Source organism: Actinoplanes subtropicus, assembly GCF_000721705.1.
Taxonomy (GTDB): Bacteria; Actinomycetota; Actinomycetes; order Mycobacteriales; family Micromonosporaceae; genus Actinoplanes; species Actinoplanes subtropicus.
In genome coordinates, this window is sequence record NZ_JOJL01000042.1 from 160791 (window position 1) to 177667 (window position 16877).

The following is a 16877-nucleotide window of genomic DNA, read 5'->3' on the forward strand; positions in this document are numbered from 1 at the left end:
ACGCGATTGACGTGTGACGCGGCCCACTTCTAACTTCCTCGGCACCAGTCCTCGCCCAGGAGGCGTACATGGAAAGCAAGACTGGAACGACCCGGCGCGATCTGCTCCGCGCGGCCGGCCTCGGACTGACCTTCCCCCTTCTCAGTGCCTGCGGCGGCCTCGCCAGCAGCGACAATAAGACGAAAAATCAGGCTAAGTCGGCGCTCAAGATCGGCTTCGTGAGCCCGCGTACGGGCCCGGCGGCCGGCTTCGGCGAGCCGGATGCCTACGTCCTCGGCCTGGCGAAGAAGTCGCTGGGGAGTGGGCTGACGATCAACGGAACGGTGTACGACGTCCAGATCCTCGACCGGGACAGCCAGTCCAACCCGCAGCGATCCGCCCAGGTGGCCAACGATTTGATCAACAGTGATCAGGTCGATCTGATGCTGACCACGAGTACGCCGGAGACGGTCAACCCGGTCAGCGACGCCTGCGAGGCCGCCGGCGTGCCGTGCGTGTCCACTGTGGTCCCGTGGGAGGCGTGGTACTTCGGCCGGGGCGCCAAGCCGGCCGACAAGGACGCGTACAAGTTCACCTATCACTTCTGCTTCGGCGTCGAGCAGTTCGACAACATGTACACGCACGAGTGGCCGCAGGTGCCGACGAACAAGAAGGTCGGCGTGATGTGGCCGAACGACTCGGACGGCAACGCGATCCGGGCCGCGCTCGGGCCGCTGCTCAAGCAGGCCGGCTACACCATTGTGGACCCCGGCGCGTACACCGACGGGACCAACGACTTCTCGGCGCAGATCGCCAAGTTCAAGGCGGAGAACTGCGAGATCTTCAACGCCTTCCCGATCCCGCCGGACTTCGCCACGTTCTGGCGGCAGGCCGCGCAGCAGGGGTACCGGCCGAAGATCGCGCAGATCGCCAAGACCGGCCTCTTCCCGTCCCAGGTGGAGGCGCTCGGGCCGATCGGGGTCGGGATCGCCGGCGGCGCGTACTGGACGCCCACCTTCCCGTACAAGTCGTCGCTGACCGGCGTCGACAGCAAGGCCCTCGGCGACGGCTACCAGGCCACCGGCAAGCAGTGGAACCAGCAGCTGGGCCCGAGCCTCGCGCTGTTCGACGTGGCCGCCGCCGTGCTCAAGGCGGCCGGCAACCCCAAGGACAAGACCGGCGTGGCGAACGCGATGAAGACGCTGTCGGTGGACACGCCGATCGGCAAGCTGGAGTGGGGCAAGGGACCGAACGCGAACGTGGTCGCCACCCCGATCCTCGGCGGTCAGTGGATCAAGTCGGCCGATCCGAAGTACAAGGTGGACTTCGTGCTCGTGGAGAACTCGTCCGACCCGAACGTGCCGGTCGCCGCGAAGCTCCAGGAATACACCGCGTGAGCCCGATCCTCGAGGGCAGCGGCTTGTCGATGCGCTACGGCGACCTCCAGGTGCTGACCGGGGTCGACTTCACGGTCGGCGAGGGCGAGGCGGTCGGCATCGTCGGCCCGAACGGCGCCGGCAAGACCACGCTGCTGAACGTCCTGGCCGGCGCGGTCCGCCCGACGGCCGGGACGGTGCGCATCGCCGGGCGCGACGTCACCCGCGCCCGGCCCGACCAGCGGTGCCGGCTGGGCGTGGGCCGGGCGTTCCAGGTGCCGCGCCCGTTCGGCGGCATGACCGTGCTGGAGAACGTGGTGGTGGCGGCCAGCTACGGGGCCGGCCTGCGCGGTCCGGCACTTTCCCGGCAGGCTGCCGACGTCCTCGAGGAGTGCGGGCTGACCGAACTGGCCAACCGGCGGGCCGAGAGCCTGGGCCTGCTGCACCGCAAGCGCCTGGAGCTGGCCCGCTGCCTGGCGACCGGGCCGCGGGTGGTGCTGCTCGACGAGATCGGCGCCGGGCTGACCGACGCCGAGGCGGCCGAGCTGGTAAGCGCTGTCCGGCAGGTGCGATCGGGCGACATCGCGATCGTCTGGATCGAGCACATCGTGCACGTGCTGGTGCAGGTGGTCGACCGGCTGGTCTGCATGGACACCGGCCGGGTCATCGCCGACGGCGAACCGCAGGCGGTGCTCGGCGACGCGGTGGTCATCGACGCCTACCTCGGGAAGGCGGCCTCATGACGCTGCTGCGCGCGGAGAACGTCGAGGCCCGGCACGGCCTGCTGCCGGCGGTCCGCGGCATCTCCTTCGGCATCGCCGAGGGCGAGGTGCTCGCGCTGATCGGCGCCAACGGCGCCGGCAAGACCACGTTGCTGCGCACGCTGGCCGGCGCGCATCCGCTCACGAACGGGCAGATCACGTACGACGGAAGCGACCTCGCCGGCATTCCCGCCCACCAGCGGGTGCGCCGCGGCATCGCCTACGTGCCCGAGGGCCGCCGCCTGTTCCCCGAGCTCACGGTGGAGGAGAACCTCCTCGTCGCGGGCCGCCGCGCCCAGCCCGGACCGTGGCACCTCGAGTCGGTGCTGGCCGCGTTCCCGGCGCTCGGCCCGCTGCGCGACCGCCCGGCGGCCAAGCTCTCCGGCGGCCAGCAGCAGGCCACCGCGATCGCCCGGGCACTGATGACCAACCCGCGACTCCTGATGATCGACGAGGTCTCGCTGGGCCTTTCCCCCAAGGCCGTCGAGGAGGTGTACGCCTGCATGACCGTCCTGCGCGACAGCGGCGCCACGGTGGTGCTCGTGGAGCAGGATCTCGGCCGTGCGCTGAGCACTTCCGATCGGGTCGTCTGCCTGCTCGAGGGCCGGATCGTGCTGGACGCCGACACCGAGGGGCTGTCCCGCGAGGAAGTGGTCACCGCGTATTTCGGGTTCCACCAGGCGAGGCGGTCATGAGGGCGGGGCGGGCATGAACTGGGTCAACGCCATCGTTCAGGGCATCCTGCTCGGCGGCCTCTACGCGCTGTTCGCCTGCGGGCTGTCACTCATGTTCGGCGTCATGCGCATCATCAACCTGGCCCACGGGGACATCGCCGTGCTGGGCGCGTTCCTGGTCTGGTCGCTCACCACCCGCTTCGGCATGAACCCGTTCTGGGCGCTCGTCCCCGCCTTGCCGGTCATGCTGATCCTCGGTTACGTGCTGCACCGCACGGTGCTCGCCCGCAGCCTGCGCGGCGGGCCGCTCACCCCGCTGCTCACCACCTTCGGCCTGGCCATCGTCATCCAGAACGCGCTGCTGCAGGCCTACAACCCGGATGTCCGATCGCTCGGCGGGGCGGCCGGCGGGATCGCGACCGGCAGTTGGCGCATCACCGATCAGTTGTCGCTGTCCTACCTCGGCGCGCTGATCCTGGCGACCGCGGTGCTCGTGCTCGGCGGCCTCCAACTGATGCTGCGCCGGACCGCCTTCGGCCGGGAGATGCGGGCGACCGCCCAGGACGCGGACACCGCCACGCTGGTCGGGGTGCCGGCCTCGTCGGTGTACGCGCGGGCCACGGCGATCGCGGTCGCCACCGCGACGCTGGCCGGCGTGTTCCTGGCGGTCCGCTCGATCTTCGACGCGTCCAGCGGCCCGACCCAGCTCATCTTCGCCTTCGAGGCGGTCGTGATCGGCGGACTGGGATCACTCTGGGGCACGCTCTGGGGCGGCATGGTGCTCGGCGTCGCGCAAACGATCGGCGCCACGATCGACCCGCAGTACTCGATCCTCGCCGGTCACCTGGTCTTCCTGATCGTGCTGGCCAGCCCGCACGGGCGATCGCTTCTGGCGCTCCGACGCGAAGGGCGTACCACATGAGCGAGCAGTGGACCGTGAAGCGATCGGGACGCGCCACCCGGATCTCCTCGGGGGTGTTCGTCCTGATCGGGATCGTCCTGTTCACCGTGCCGCTCGGCTTCCGGGCCGACGTGGTGCAGCAGCTCACCACGCTGTGCACGCTGCTCATCATGGCGGTGATGTGGAACGTCCTGGCCGGCTACGGCGGGCTGGTGTCGGTCGGGCAGCAGGCGTTCATCGGCTTCGGCGCGTACGCGACGGTCTACCTCGCCCAGCTCGGCGTCCCCGCCTATCTTGCGGTCGTGCTGGCCGCCCTGGCCTCGGCGGTGCTCGCGGTGGCGCTGGCCCCGCTGCTGCTGCGGCTGCGCGGCGGGCAATTCGCGGTCGGCACCTGGGTGGTCGCCGAGGCGCTCGCACTGCTGGTGGCGCTCGACCACGAGTTGGGCGGCGGCACCGGCGTCTCGCTGCGCGGGCTGAACACGATCGCCCCGGACTGGCGTCGCGCGTACACCTATTGGTTGACCTTGGGTTTTGCGGTTCTGCTCCTGGTCCTGGTCTTCCTGCTGCTCCGGCGGCGCAGCGGCGCGGCGATCCAGGCGATCCGCGACGACGAGGAGGCGGCCGCGTCCCTCGGCGTACGCATCATGCCGTTGAAGTTCATGCTCTTCGTCCTGGCCGGCTTCGGCTGCGGCGCGGCCGGCGCGCTCACCCTGGCCAACACGCTGTTCATCCAGCCGCAGTCCATCTTCGGCGTGCAGTGGTCGGCCTACATGCTGTTCATGGTGCTGGTCGGCGGGATCGGCACCTACGAGGGCCCGATCCTCGGCGCGATCCTGTTCTTCCTGCTGCAGGACTGGTTCGCGCAGTACGGCGCCTGGTACCTGATCGGGCTGGGCGCGGTGGCGATCGCGTTCGCTCTCTTCCTGCCCCGCGGGCTGTGGAGCCTCGCCGACGACCGGCTGCCGTTCCGATTGCTGCCGGTCGGCTACACCTTGCGCCCAGCCGGTTAGCATCGCGTCATGATCAAGTCGGTTCTCCACCACATCGGCGGCCGCCAGGTCGCGTCGATCAGCGGGCGCCGGCACCCCGACCACGACCCGTGGAGCCGGAAGGTCCTCGCCGAGGTGGCGTCGGGCGACGACGAGGACACCCGGCGGGCGATCGAGGCCGCGCACGCCGCGTTCCCGGCCTGGTCGGCGATGGCGCCCAGCGATCGCCAGCTGGTCTTCCTCCGGGCCGCCGACGCCCTCGAGCGCCGGCGATCGGAACTGATCGGCCTGCTCGCCGCCGAGACCGGCTGCGGGCCGTACTTCGCCACCCTCCAGCTCGACTTCTCGCTGGCCATGCTGCGCCAGGCGGCCGGGCTCGCGCACGCCCCGACCGGCCAGATCCTGCCCACCGACCTGCCCGGCTCGCGGGCCCTCGCGGTACGGCGGCCGGTCGGCGTGGTCGGCGCGATCGCGCCCTGGAACGCCGCGCTCACCCTGGCCGGGCGGGCGATCGCCGGGCCGCTCGCGCTCGGCAACACGGTCGTGCTCAAGCCCAGCGAGGAGTCGCCGATCACCGGCGGCACGGTGTGGGCGGAGGTGTTCGCCGAGGCCGGGCTGCCGGCCGGGGCGCTCAACGTGGTCACGCACGCGCCCGGGGACGCCGGGATGATCGCCGAGGAGCTGGTCACCCACCCGCTGGTGCGGCGGATCAGCTTCACCGGCTCGACGGTCACCGGGCGGCGGCTGGCCGAGCTCGCGGCCCGCCACCTCAAGCGGCCGGTCCTGCAGCTGAGCGGCCACAACGCGCTGATCGTGCTGGCCGACGCCGACCTGGCGCTCGCCGTCGACGCGGCCGCGTACGGCGCGTTCGTGCACCAGGGCGAGGTCTGCATGTGCGTCCGGCGGATCTTCGTCGACCGGGCGGTGGCGCGGGAGTTCACCGACCGGTTCGTCGCCAAGGTCGCGCACCTGCCGGTCGGCGACCCGCGCGACCCGGCCACGGTGGTCGGGCCGCTGATCAACGAGTGGGCGCTGAGCCTGGTCTCGCGCCGGGTCGACGAGGCGGTCTCGCTCGGGGCGCGGTTGCTGACCGGCGGCACCGCCGAGCCGCCCTGCTACCCGCCCACCGTCCTGACCGACGTGCCGGCCGAGGCCGAGATCGCGTTCGAGGAGACGTTCGGGCCGGTCGCGCTGCTGGAGACGGTCGACGGGGCGGACGAGGCGATCCGGCGGGCGAACGCGTCCCGCTTCGGGCTGACCGGCGGGATCATCTCGGCGGACACGTACGCGGCGCTCGATCTGGCCCGGCGGCTCGAGGTCGGGATCGTGCACATCAACGACCAGACGGTCAACGACGAGCCGCAGATGCCCTTCGGCGGCCTGAAGGAGAGCGGCTGGGGCCGGTTCGGGCTGCCGTTCGCGAGCGAGGACTTCACCGAGCTGCAGTGGATCACCATGCGGGACGCCGCGCGCGACTTCCCGTTCTGACTGTGAACCGCTTCTGCTTTTGAACCGCGGGGCGGACTTGATCCGTACCCAGACGCGACGGGTTGTCTCCGCGAAGGACGTTTGTCTGTGTTGCTGCGCCGAACCCGCACCCTCGCCGGCTGGGTGCTCACTGTCCTGGCCGCCGTGTTCGTGTATCTCGCGCTGGTCGTCCCCGACACCATCGGGCGGCCCAAGAACGGCTCGTACGTCGAGGCCGCGTTCGTCCGCCTGCCGATGGAGCTGATCGTCGGCGGGGCGGTCCTGCTCGTCCTCGCCCCGCGCTGGCGCAGGTGGGCGGCCATGCTCGCCGGGCTCGGCCTCGGCGTCGTGGTGATCCTCAAGGTCGCCAACATCGGCTTCCGGATCGTCCTCGGGCGCGCCTTCAACCCGGTGCTCGACTATCCGCTGTTCCGGGACGGCTACAACGCGCTCGCCGAGTCCGACGGGCGGACGGAAGCGATCGCCGCGGCGGTCGGTGCGGTGGTGCTGGCCCTGCTGGCGCTGGTCCTGTGCACGCTCGCGGTGCTGCGGCTGAGCAAGCTGACCGCCCGCTATCCCGGGCCGGCCCGGCGCACCCTGGTCGCCCTCAGCGCGGCCTGGATCGCCCTGGCGATCAGCGGGCTCACCTGGTTCCCGGGGGCGCCGGCCGCCTCGGACACCGCGGCCGCCCTGCTCAAGTCGACCGTCACCCAGGTGCCGGCGGCGATCCGGGACCAGCACCAGTTCGCGTACGCGTCGGAGCACGATCCCTACCACACCATCGCCCCGAAGGACCTGGTCAGCGGGCTGACCGGCAAGGACGTGGTGATCGGCGTGGTGGAGAGCTACGGCCGCTCGGCGCTGACCGACCCCGGGATGAAGGCGATCGTCGAGCCGGTCCTGAAGTCGGACGAGCAGAAGCTGACCGCGGCCGGGTTCGCCGCCAGGACCGGCTGGCTGACCTCGTCGACGTACGGCGGCGGCAGCTGGTTCGCCCACGCCTCCCTCCAGTCCGGGCTGTGGATCACCAACCAGCAGCGCTACACGCAGCTCACCGGCAGCGACCGGATCACCCTGACCAGCACCTTCCACCAGGCCGGCTGGCACACCGTGGGCATGGAGCCGGGTAACACCGTGGCCTGGCCGGAGGCGTCGTTCTACGGCTACGACCAGGTCTACGACTCGCGGAACATGGGCTACAAGGGCCCGAAGTTCGGCTGGTCGAGCATGCCCGACCAGTACACCCTCGCGACCTTCCAGAAGGACGTGTACGCGAAGAAGACCGGCCCGCTGATGGCCGAGCTCACCCTGACCTCCAGCCACGAGCCGTGGACGCCGATCCCGAAGACGGTCGACTGGGACGCCGTCGGCGACGGCAGCATCTACGGCCCGATGGTCAAGGGCGCGGAGAGCCGTAGCTCGCTGTGGAGCTCGCCGGCCCGTACCCAGACGCAGTACGCGAAGACGATCGCCTACTCGGTGGACAACCTGATCTCCTGGGCGCAGAAGTACGGCGACAAGAACCTGGTGCTCATCATGTTCGGCGACCACCAGCCGATGTCGGTCGTGAGCGGCAACGGGGCGTCGCACGACATCCCGATAACCGTCATCGCGCGCGACAAGTCGGTGCTCGACCGGATCGCCGACTGGAACTGGGCGGACGGGCTGCAGCCGACCGCGAGCACCCCGGTCTGGCGGATGGACCAGTTCCGGGACAAGTTCTTCCAGGCGTACGGGAAGCAGAACTCGATCGCCCTTCCCGCGCCGCGCTGATCGGGCTCAGCTTTCGCGCAGAACCCGGCGGGAGATGATGTCGGCCTGGCGGGTCGGCTCGGGGACGCGGAAGCGGGTGCTCAACCGGACGGTCAGGCCGGTCGCGTCGGCCAGGCCGATCCGGTGGCCGGCCGAGACGTACACCGGTTTGACCCCGGTCCGGGTGCGGACCGCCCGGCCGAGCACCTCGTCGCCCTCGCGCAGCTCGGACCACTCGCCGCGGCGGGTGCCCGGCTCGGCGTACGTCCCGATGAATTCGTTCTTGGCGACGCCGAACGAGGGCCGGTCCAGCAGCACGCCGAGGTGGCTGGCCAGGCCGAACCGCCTCGGGTGCGCGATGCCGAAGCCGTCGCAGACCAGCACCTCGGGCGGGCGGTCCAGGCGGTCGAGGGCCGCCAGCAGCAGCGGGATCTCGCGGAAGGCGAGCAGACCCGGCACGTACGGGAAGGAAACGACGCCCGCCGCGGTCCCCACCTCGAGAATGTCCCGGCTGCTCACCTCGATGGTGACCGCGGCGGCGACGGCTCGCTCGCTGCCGACGGCGTAGGAGATGTCCAGGCCGGTGACGGTGACGGGCGGCTCGATCGGTTCCGCCGGCAGCACCACCCGCTCACGCAGGCGCGCCTGGATCTGTTCGGCCTCGGCCACGTCCGCCGGCGTCCGGTGCGGCACCACCGTCCATTTGCCCGTCATGGTCGATCAGAGCCCGGCCAGGTCGAGCCCGAGGGTGAGCCCGCCGCACGCGACGATCAGCGCGGTCAGCTGGGCGCTGCGGCCGGCCGGCGCGCCGGTGGTGCGCGACGCGCGCCAGTAGAGGGCCGCGCCGCCGAGCAACAGCAGGGCCTCGATGGTCGCGGTCAGCGCGTGGTACTGCCACAGGCCGAAGCCCAGCCGCGGCAGGTGGCCGAGGTTGCCGGGGAGGAGCGGCAGGTCGGCCCGGTGCACGAGCAGGTCGAGCAGCCAGTGCGAGAAGACGACCGCGCCGAGCACCACGCCGGCCCGGCGGTTCCAGCGGTACGCGCAGAGCCAGCCGGTCAGGGCCGCGATGATCAGCGCGCCGGCCAGCGAGTGCGTGTAGTCGGCGTGGATGATGCCGTCGCCGTAGCCGCCGTTGGTGCCCGGCGCGTTCTGGATGGTCTCGATGCCGGCCAGGTACAGCGGCGTGAACAGGACGTCGAGCCAGACCGTGGCGAGCATCAGCGCCCAGAGCGGCACCGGCTTCTCGGCCGACTTGACCGCGGCGGCGAGCCCGAAGTGACCGGTGATCATCGCGACCGCCAGGGGATGAGCTTGGCGTCGAGGACCCCGACCAGGGCGGTGAACAGGATCGTGCCCAGGATGAACGACATGCTGGCCTTCCTTAAGTGAACTACAGTAGCGTTAGGATAGAGTAGGGGCTTCACCTCATTAACGCAACTGGAGTTTCGTTTGAATGCGGACGGCGTGGGCTCGGCGCGGCCCGGCGGACGCACCGCCCGGACCCGGGCGGCGGTGGCCGTCGCGCTGCAGGAAGAGCTGCTGGAGGTCGGCTACGGCGGCACCACGATGGACCGGATCGCCCGCCGGGCCGGTGTCGCGAAGACGACGGTGTATCGCCGGTGGGGGAGCGTCGGGCAGCTGGTGGTGGAGCTGTTCGCCGAGGCCGCCGGCACCCAGATCCCGGTGCCGGACACCGGGTCGTTCGAAGGCGACCTGCGGGCGCTGGCCCGCAGCGCGGTGGCCGTGCTGACGCACCCGCGCAGCCGGGCCATCTTCGACGTGGTGGTGCGCGAGGCGGTGCACGACCCGGCGGCGCGGGCGGCGCTGACCGGGTTCTTCGCCGGGCGGGTCGCCAATGCCGCGCCGATCGTGTCGCGGGCGGTGGAGCGGGGGGAGATCCCGGCGGACACGGATGCGGCCGAGGTGATCAGGCAGCTGGGCGCGCCCTACTACGCCCGCATGTACATCACCGGCGACCCGATCGGCGTGGCGGACGCGGACCGGGCCGCCGCGGTGACCGCGATGGCCGCGCGCGGCGGACTCCTGTCGAGCTAGCGCTCCTCGAGCAGGTCGACGACAAGCTCGCGAGGCAGCCCGTACGTGTCATGCAGGTACCGGAAGTCGTCGTCGGTGAGCGGCCCCCGGGATCGCCGCCGGGTCACCACCGGCCGGCCGCGCGTCATCAGTCGGCGGAACCGGTCCTCTTCGCTCAGCAGCACCTCCCGCACCTGCCCGACGCCGGTCGGCTGCCCGAAGTGATCGATCGTGGACTCGATCGGTCCGGTCGGCAGGTCGCCCAGCGTCCACTCCGGGTCGACCCGCCACAATCGGGTCAGCACTCGGCGCACCAGCCGGCGGAGCACGTAGCCGCGCCCGTTCGGCGACGGCCGGACCCCGTCGCCGATCACGACCACGCTCGATCGAAGGTGATCGGTCACGACCCGCTGGGACCGTTCGTCCAGCGGCCAGAGGCCGTCGAGCCGCCACGGCCGGAAGACGTCGGTGTCGTAAACCGATCGCTTCCGTTGGAGAATGGTGAGCATCCGCTCGAGGCCCATGCCGGTGTCCACCCGCTCCGGCGTGACCGGTTCGAGGCGGCCGTCCTCGTGCCGCAGGTAGCGCATCATCACGTGGTTCCACACCTCCACCCAGCGCGGGTCGGTGGTCGGCGTGCCCTCCGGCGGCGTGTCCCCGGTCCACACGAAGATCTCCGAGTCCGGGCCGCACGGGCCGGTCGGGCCGTTCGACCACCAGTTCTCGTCCCGGGTGAGCTCCACCGGCACGCCGATCCGCTCCCAGGTGCGCAGCGATTCGAGGTCGTCCTCGTGCACGGTGACGTGCAACCGATCGGAATCGATCCCGAAGCCGTCCCGGATCAGCTCGTGACCCCAGGTCAGGCTCTGTACGCCGGGATACGAGCCGAGCGACCAGGAGCCGAGCATCCGGAACACGGTCAGGTGGGTGTCGTCGCCGACCTCGTCGAGATCGGTCGTGCGCAGGCACCGCTGAAGATTGACCAGGCGCGGCCCTCGCGGGTGCGGCCGCCCGGAGAGATATGGCGTCAGTGGGTGCATGCCCGAGGTGGTGAACAGCACCGGATCGCCCGGCGGCGGGACGAGCGAGTGCTCGGAGATGAGCAGATGGCCGCGCTCCCGGTAGAAGTCGAGGAACGTTCGGACGGTCTGGTCGACGTTCATGATCGTGCACCTTTCGGGAAAGAAGGGACCGGAAAGGGCACCGCGCACAAAAATGCCGGCGTGACCGTTTCCGGTCGCCGGCGGAGGAGAAGAGCTCAGGCAGCGGCAACCGACGAGCGGGTAGCTCGCGCGGTTGCGATCAGTCGGATGCTGCCGTGCATCTCTCCATGGTAGGGACCGTGGCCACCGAATTACCGGCCGGTCAGATCTCCCGGAACAGGGCGAGCTCGTTGTGCCGGGTGTTGAGGTCCAGCGCCAGCGACCCGGCGGCCAGCCCGACGTAGAGCAGCCCGGACACCTCGAGGCAGGTCAGCACCGGGTGGTGCACCGGGATGGCCAGGGCGAGCGATCGGGTGGTGAGATCCCACAGCCGGACCGTCCGGTCCCGGCTGCCGGAGGCGAGCATCGGCCGGTCGTCGACGGTCACCGGGCACACGGCGTCGACCCCGTCGAGGTGGCCGGTCAGCGTCGCCACGCACTCCAGCTCGGCCGGGTCCCACAGCCGTACGGTCTGATCGTCGCTGCCGCTCGCGAGCAGATCGTGCCCGTCCACCGTGACCCGGGCCAGCGAGCGCACCGCCCGCCGGTGCCCGCGCAGCGCGCCGATCAGCCGGCCGCCCGTGCTCCACAGCATGATGGCCTCGTCGTCGCCGGCCGTCGCCAGCACCGTCGCCGGCCGGTCGAGCACCTGGCAGGCCAGGTGGATGCCGAGCAGGTGGCCGAAGACGTCGTCGGCCGGCAGGAAGCCGCCCATCCGGTGCCGGGTGAGCACGCGATCGGTGTCCGGCCGGTAGTAGTGGATGCGCCGGTTGCCGACGATCGCGAGCAGTTCCGTTCCGTCGCCGTCGCGGAACGGGCAGATCGCCTGCAGCGTCTCGAAGCGGCGCGACTTGTTCTGCTGCCCCGGGCCGGACATCGGGTTCCAGGTGTGCAGCGTTCCGCTGTCGGTGGCCGAGGCGATCAGCCCGGAGACGGCGCACATCCCGGTCACCTCGGCGAGATCCCGGCCGAGCGTACGGGTCTCCGCGCCGGTCTCCGCGTCCTGCACCCGGATCGCCCCGCTGTTCCCGTCCACCGCCGCCACCAGTTCGCGGTTGCCGACCCGCACCGGGCAGGCCGCGCTGACCCGGCCGCCGCGTACCTCCGGGCCCTGCCGGATGTCGTCGGCGGTGAGGTCCCAGAGCCGGGCCGTCCGGTCCCGGCTGCCGGTCGCGAGCAGGGCGTGCCCGCCCACCGTGACCCGGCAGATCGCGCTGACCGCGTCGGTGTGCCCGCTCAGTACCCGCAGGCACTGCCCGTCGACCGGGTCCCAGATCCGCACGTCGCCGTCCGCGCCCGCGGTGGCCAGCAGCGTCCGTCCGCCGACGCCGATCGGGACCATGCCGCGGATCGCCTTGCGGTGTCCGGTGAGCGTCTCGGCGTGCGGCCGCCCCGGCCCGAGGCTCCACAGCCGCGCGTCGGTGTAGTTGGTGGTCGCGATCAGGCGCCGGCCGTCGGCGGTGAGCGCACACGCCGCCCGGACCACGTCGACGTGCTGGTCCAGCGTGTACAGCGGCCGCCAGGTGACCGGGTCCCAGATCCGGGCCGTGTAGTCGTCGCCGGCGCTCAGCAGCAGCTGGCGATCGCCGCGGCGCACCGCGCTCAGCGACCGGACCGCGCCGTCGTGGCCGTGGTACGACCGGGACCGCCCGTCGGCCAGGCTCCACATCCGCACCATGCCGTCCTCGCCGCCCGCGACCAGATGCGGCTGCCCGCCGATGGTGACCGTGCACAGCGACCGCACCGGCACCGCCGGACCGGTCAGCGTCCCGGCCGGCCGTCGCTCGACCGGGTCGACGAAGCAGATCCGTCCGCTCGACACGCCGGCCGCGAGCAGGGTGCGGCCGTCCACCTGGACCGCGCACAGCGACAGGAACCGTTCGTCGGCGGCCACCCGCAACGGCATCTCCCAGTGCCGTCCGCTCGCCGGGTTCCAGAGCCGGACGTACGGGTAGTCGCCGGCCGTGGCCAGGTGCGGGCTCCGATCGATCGCGACCGCGCAGATCGCCCGGATCGCGCCGGCATGCCCCTCCAGCGCGGTGCGCTCGGCCCGGCTGGGCACCGACGCCCAGCGGATCCGGTAGGGCAGCCCGCGCCAGGTGGGGAACGCCGCGCCGAGCCGCTCGACCTCGGCGGTGACGCCGAACATCGCGGCCCGCTCGGCCGGGCCGGCCCGGATCGCATGCGGGGTGAGCCGCAGCAGCCGGGCCCGGGCGCGGCCCTCCTCGGTGGTCGCGTACTCGGCCAGCTGGGTCAGCCGGGGCAGGTCGCCGTGCAGCAGGTACAGGTCGTCGGTGAGCAGCGCGTCGATCATCCCGGCCCGCGCGGCGACCGTCGGCAGCGATCGCACCAGATACGGGTCGGACCGGGCCCAGCCCGTACTCCGGCCGTACGCGATCAGCTGGGCGGCCAGCGCGCGCTCGTCGCCCCGGCGCAACCCGCCGCTCTCCCGCCCGCGCAGCAGGGCGTCGTTGAGCGCCTGGTGGAACAGCCGGTACCGGGACGTGCCGGCGTCGGTGCTGGACTCGACCAGGAAGTTCGCCGCCGACGAGGCCACGAACCCGGCGAGCGCCTCGCGCGCGATGGTCACCCCGAGCGCGTCCAGCGCGACCTGCCACACCTCGAGGGAGAGACCCGGGGCCTGCGCGTACGCGAGGGCGGTGAGCACCGAGGTGGCCGGCACGCCCTCGACCGGTTGCAGGCGCCGGAGGTAGGCGGCGAGCGCCTCGTCGACGGTCGCCGTGAACGACAGGTCCGACGGGGACACCGCGACCGTGTCGTAGAGCCCGTGCGAGCGGGCGATCAGGCCGGCGATCAGGAAGTTCCGGTCGGCGAGCGCGGCGATCCGGCGGGCCACCGGGGCGGCGGCCACGTGTTCGGCGTACGGGTTGCCGGGCCGCTCGGCGCCGAGCAGGGCGAGCGTCGCCTCCGCGTACGCCTCGAGGTCCTCGGGAGCGAAGTACTCCTGCCGATCGAGATCGATCAGATGGGTGCCGCGGCCGAAAACCCTGAGCAGGTCGCCGAGGTCGTCGACGCGGCGGCTGCCGACGATCACCTGGGCGCCGTAGCGGGAGCACTGCCGGGCGATCGGCAGCAGCAGCGAGGAGACCACGAGCCGGGCCTGGCGCGGGTTGACCGCCTCGTCCAGCGCGTCGAAGACCAGGTTGAAGTGGCGCCGGCCGTGCTCCCGGGCCAGCCGGTCGCGCAGCGCCGGGACCAGCTCGTCCACCGTGTGCGGGATGCGCACCGACGCGGCCCGGGCGACCTCGACCGCCACGTCCAGCGCGGTCTTGCCCTTCACGTGCACCGCGCCGGCGACCGTGCCGATCGGCGCGGCCACGTTCGGGTCGTCGGCCGGCAGCGCGGCCCGCACGTCCTTGTCGGCGGTGGTCACGATCCGGCCGAGCACGGCCGACTTGCCGACGCCGGGGGAGCCGGTCACGACCAGCACGCGCGCGTCCGGTCGCGGCCGCTCGAGCCAGTCGACGATCTCGGCCAGGGCGGTGGCCCGGCCGCGGAACCGGTAGCCGCCCTCGGTGTCGATCGAGACGCCGCGCGCCCGGGGACGCCAGTGCCGTACCGCCTCGACGTCCTCGCGCAGCGACCAGCCCCAGGCCTCCAGGGCGGTGTCGCCGGCCGCGGCGACCGACCAGGCGGTCAGCTCGCGCAGCTTCTCCTCGGGCAGGTCCTGGTCGATCTGGTGCAACGTGATCGCCTGGGCGTCGCCGGAGTGCGGTCCGCCCGCGCGGGCCTGACCGATCAGGCCGACCACCGCGTTGAAGTCGCGCGACCACAGGCCGGCGCCGCTGAAGCCGGGCTTCACCACGTACCGCGATCGGGTTTCCAGACCCACCCAGCCGTACGCGAGGGGACCGCCGACCCGGCCGTGCGCCTCGGCGCCCAGCGGTGAGTCGCGGGGGAAGCCGAACGCCCACCACTGATCGCCGTGCAGCGCCCGGGGGAGCGGGCTGCGCAACGGCGCCGGGGTCGCCTCGGGCGGCGCGAGCTCGTCGAGTTCCAGGACGGCCACGTCCGAGTCGGCGTTGCCCCGTACGGCCGAAACCAGGCGATGCACCTGGCGCGACACGCCCGCCTTGGGGAAGGTGACGATCAGCCCGCTCTTGCCCTCGACGACGTGCCAGCAGGTCAGCACCCGCTGCCGATCGACGAGGACACCGCAGCCGACGGCCACACGCGGGCCCACCGCGGCGAACAACGCCACGGTCCACGGGTCGTGCCCCGGCCCGGCGAGCGGCATGTCAGCCATCGGCGGCTACCATGCGTCGATACTTTCAGCACTCTGAGCTACCGTCCAGGCCTCCTGGACGGCCGCTTCATGCCTTTCTGGTGCCGGCCGCGCCCTCGCTGAGGTCGCGCTGAGTATGTGAGGATTTTCATCGTCGTTTGTTGCGCGGTCGTGTGATCATGCTCCGAGCAATCCGGCGGGAGCGGTGGAGGAATCGGTGGGCATGACGTCGATGGTGTCCGGGTTGCGATCGCGGGCGGTGGGGCTGGTCAGCCGCCGGTTCACGCTGTCCATGCTGCCCGATCGGATTTTGTGGCCGCTGCACCGCGAGGCGCTCGACCCGATCCCCCGGATGGCGGAATTCCGGGAGCAGCGGCCGGTCAGCCGGATGCCGCTGCCGTTCGGCATGCGGGCCTGGCTGGTGACCGGGTATGAACCGGTCCGGCAGGTGCTGGGCAGCGTCGACGGCTACAGCAACGACTTCGGCAAGTTCGCCGGCCGGGTCGGCATCAAGGTCGCGCAGGATCCGGGCGGCCTCGGGTTCGCCGACCCGCCGGTGCACACCCGGTTGCGCAAAGTGCTCACTCCCGAGTTCACCATGCGCCGGCTGGCCCGGCTGCAGCCGCGGATCGACGCGATCGTGGCCGGCCGGCTCGACGCGATGGCCTCGGCCGGCGGCACGGCGGACCTGTGGCACGACTTCGCGCTGCCGATCCCGGCGCTCACGATCTGCGAGCTGCTCGGGGTCCCGTACGCCGATCGCGACCACTTCCAGAAGCTGAGCACGGCCCGCTTCGACCTCGCCGAGGGCGGCGGCGCCGCGCTCGGGGCGATCGGCGACGCGCTCAGCTACATCGGCGGCCTGGTCGACGAGCAGCGGCGCAGCCCCGGCGACGGGCTGCTCGGCTCGCTGATCCGCACGCACGGCGACGAGATCGACGACCGGGAGCTGGCCGGCCTGGCCGACGGCGTGCTCACCGGCGGTCTGGAGACGTCGGCCAGCATGCTGGCGCTGGGCGCGCTGGTGCTGATGACCAACCCGCGGATGGCCGATCAGATGCGCGCCGGCGAGGGCGTCGACCAGATCGTCGAGGAGTTGCTGCGCTATCTCACCGTCGTGCAGGTCGCCTTCCCGCGGGTCGCGATCAAGGACGTCCGGGTCGGGGACGCCGACATCCGCGCCGGCGACGTGGTGATGTGCTCGCTGAGCGGCGCCAACCGCGACGACCTGATCGGGCCCGATCCGGACGCGATCGACCCGTCCCGCGCGCCGAACCGATCGCACATGGCCTTCGGCTACGGCCTGCACCGCTGCATCGGCGCGGAACTGGCCCGGATGGAGCTGCGCACGGCGTACCCGGCGCTGGTCCGCCGCTTCCCGGAGCTGGCTCCGGCAGTGCCCCCGGCCGAGCTCCGGTTCCGGCGGGCGTCGATCGTGTTCGGTCTCGAGTCGCTGCCGGTGACCCTGGGCTGATCGCCGTTCCGCCAGAATGGCG

Annotated in this window: 13 protein-coding genes; 9 read left to right on the forward strand and 4 right to left on the reverse strand. The window is 71.9% G+C overall.

Annotated features, from left to right (window positions below; all coding sequences use genetic code 11):
* Positions 1-68 precede the first annotated feature (68 nt).
* The 7 genes from IH26_RS0144005 (at position 69) to IH26_RS0144035 (ending at position 7920) form a co-directional block, all read left to right on the forward strand.
* Positions 69-1376 (forward strand): ABC transporter substrate-binding protein, encoded by a 1308-nt coding sequence (locus IH26_RS0144005; protein ID WP_051809631.1) that lies wholly within the window; start codon positions 69-71, stop codon positions 1374-1376.
* Positions 1373-2098, forward strand: a complete 726-nt coding sequence (locus IH26_RS0144010) for an ABC transporter ATP-binding protein (RefSeq protein ID WP_030442262.1) — start codon at positions 1373-1375, stop codon at positions 2096-2098. Before IH26_RS0144005 ends, IH26_RS0144010 begins: the two co-directional genes overlap by 4 nt.
* Positions 2095-2811: an ABC transporter ATP-binding protein gene (locus tag IH26_RS0144015; protein WP_030442263.1), complete on the forward strand. Its 717-nt coding sequence runs from the start codon at positions 2095-2097 to the stop codon at positions 2809-2811. Before IH26_RS0144010 ends, IH26_RS0144015 begins: the two co-directional genes overlap by 4 nt.
* 13 nt (positions 2812-2824) lie before the next feature.
* Positions 2825-3712, forward strand: coding sequence for a branched-chain amino acid ABC transporter permease (locus IH26_RS0144020; protein ID WP_030442264.1), 888 nt, complete (start codon positions 2825-2827; stop codon positions 3710-3712).
* A complete protein-coding gene (locus tag IH26_RS0144025; RefSeq protein WP_030442265.1) occupies positions 3709-4701 on the forward strand; it encodes a branched-chain amino acid ABC transporter permease in 993 nt (330 codons plus the stop codon). The genes IH26_RS0144020 and IH26_RS0144025 overlap by 4 nt, the downstream gene beginning before the upstream one ends.
* Before the next feature lie 9 nt (positions 4702-4710).
* Entirely contained in the window at positions 4711-6168 is a 1458-nt protein-coding gene (locus IH26_RS0144030; RefSeq protein ID WP_030442266.1) for an aldehyde dehydrogenase family protein, read from the forward strand.
* An 87-nt stretch (positions 6169-6255) separates the two neighbouring features.
* Positions 6256-7920, forward strand: a complete 1665-nt coding sequence (locus tag IH26_RS0144035; protein ID WP_245665955.1) for a sulfatase-like hydrolase/transferase — start codon at positions 6256-6258, stop codon at positions 7918-7920.
* Positions 7921-7926: 6 nt separating this feature from the next.
* Here IH26_RS0144035 and IH26_RS0144040 read toward each other — a convergent pair whose 3' ends face one another.
* Positions 7927-8613, reverse strand: coding sequence for an endonuclease V (locus IH26_RS0144040; RefSeq protein ID WP_034217280.1), 687 nt, complete (start codon positions 8611-8613; stop codon positions 7927-7929).
* Positions 8614-8619: 6 nt separating this feature from the next.
* Positions 8620-9189: a hypothetical protein gene (locus tag IH26_RS0144045; protein WP_030442269.1), complete on the reverse strand. Its 570-nt coding sequence runs from the start codon at positions 9187-9189 to the stop codon at positions 8620-8622.
* A gap of 159 nt (positions 9190-9348) precedes the next feature.
* Between IH26_RS0144045 and IH26_RS0144055 the strand changes: the two genes are divergently transcribed.
* Positions 9349-9954, forward strand: coding sequence for a TetR/AcrR family transcriptional regulator (locus IH26_RS0144055; RefSeq protein ID WP_034217282.1), 606 nt, complete (start codon positions 9349-9351; stop codon positions 9952-9954).
* Here the strand turns inward: IH26_RS0144055 and IH26_RS0144060 are convergent.
* Both IH26_RS0144060 and IH26_RS0144065 read right to left on the reverse strand, forming a co-directional pair.
* Positions 9951-11096, reverse strand: coding sequence for an alanine--tRNA ligase-related protein (locus tag IH26_RS0144060; RefSeq protein WP_030442271.1), 1146 nt, complete (start codon positions 11094-11096; stop codon positions 9951-9953). The two genes, IH26_RS0144055 and IH26_RS0144060, sit on opposite strands and share 4 nt — an antisense overlap.
* Positions 11097-11298: 202 nt before the next feature.
* Positions 11299-15402 (reverse strand): trypsin-like peptidase domain-containing protein, encoded by a 4104-nt coding sequence (locus IH26_RS0144065; RefSeq protein ID WP_084599638.1) that lies wholly within the window; start codon positions 15400-15402, stop codon positions 11299-11301.
* Positions 15403-15604: 202 nt separating this feature from the next.
* Here IH26_RS0144065 and IH26_RS0144070 point away from each other — a divergent pair, with 202 nt between their 5' ends.
* Positions 15605-16855 carry a cytochrome P450 gene (locus tag IH26_RS0144070; RefSeq protein ID WP_030442273.1) on the forward strand — a complete coding sequence of 417 codons (1251 nt, stop codon included), beginning with the start codon at positions 15605-15607 and terminating at the stop codon, positions 16853-16855.
* Positions 16856-16877: the final 22 nt, after the last annotated feature.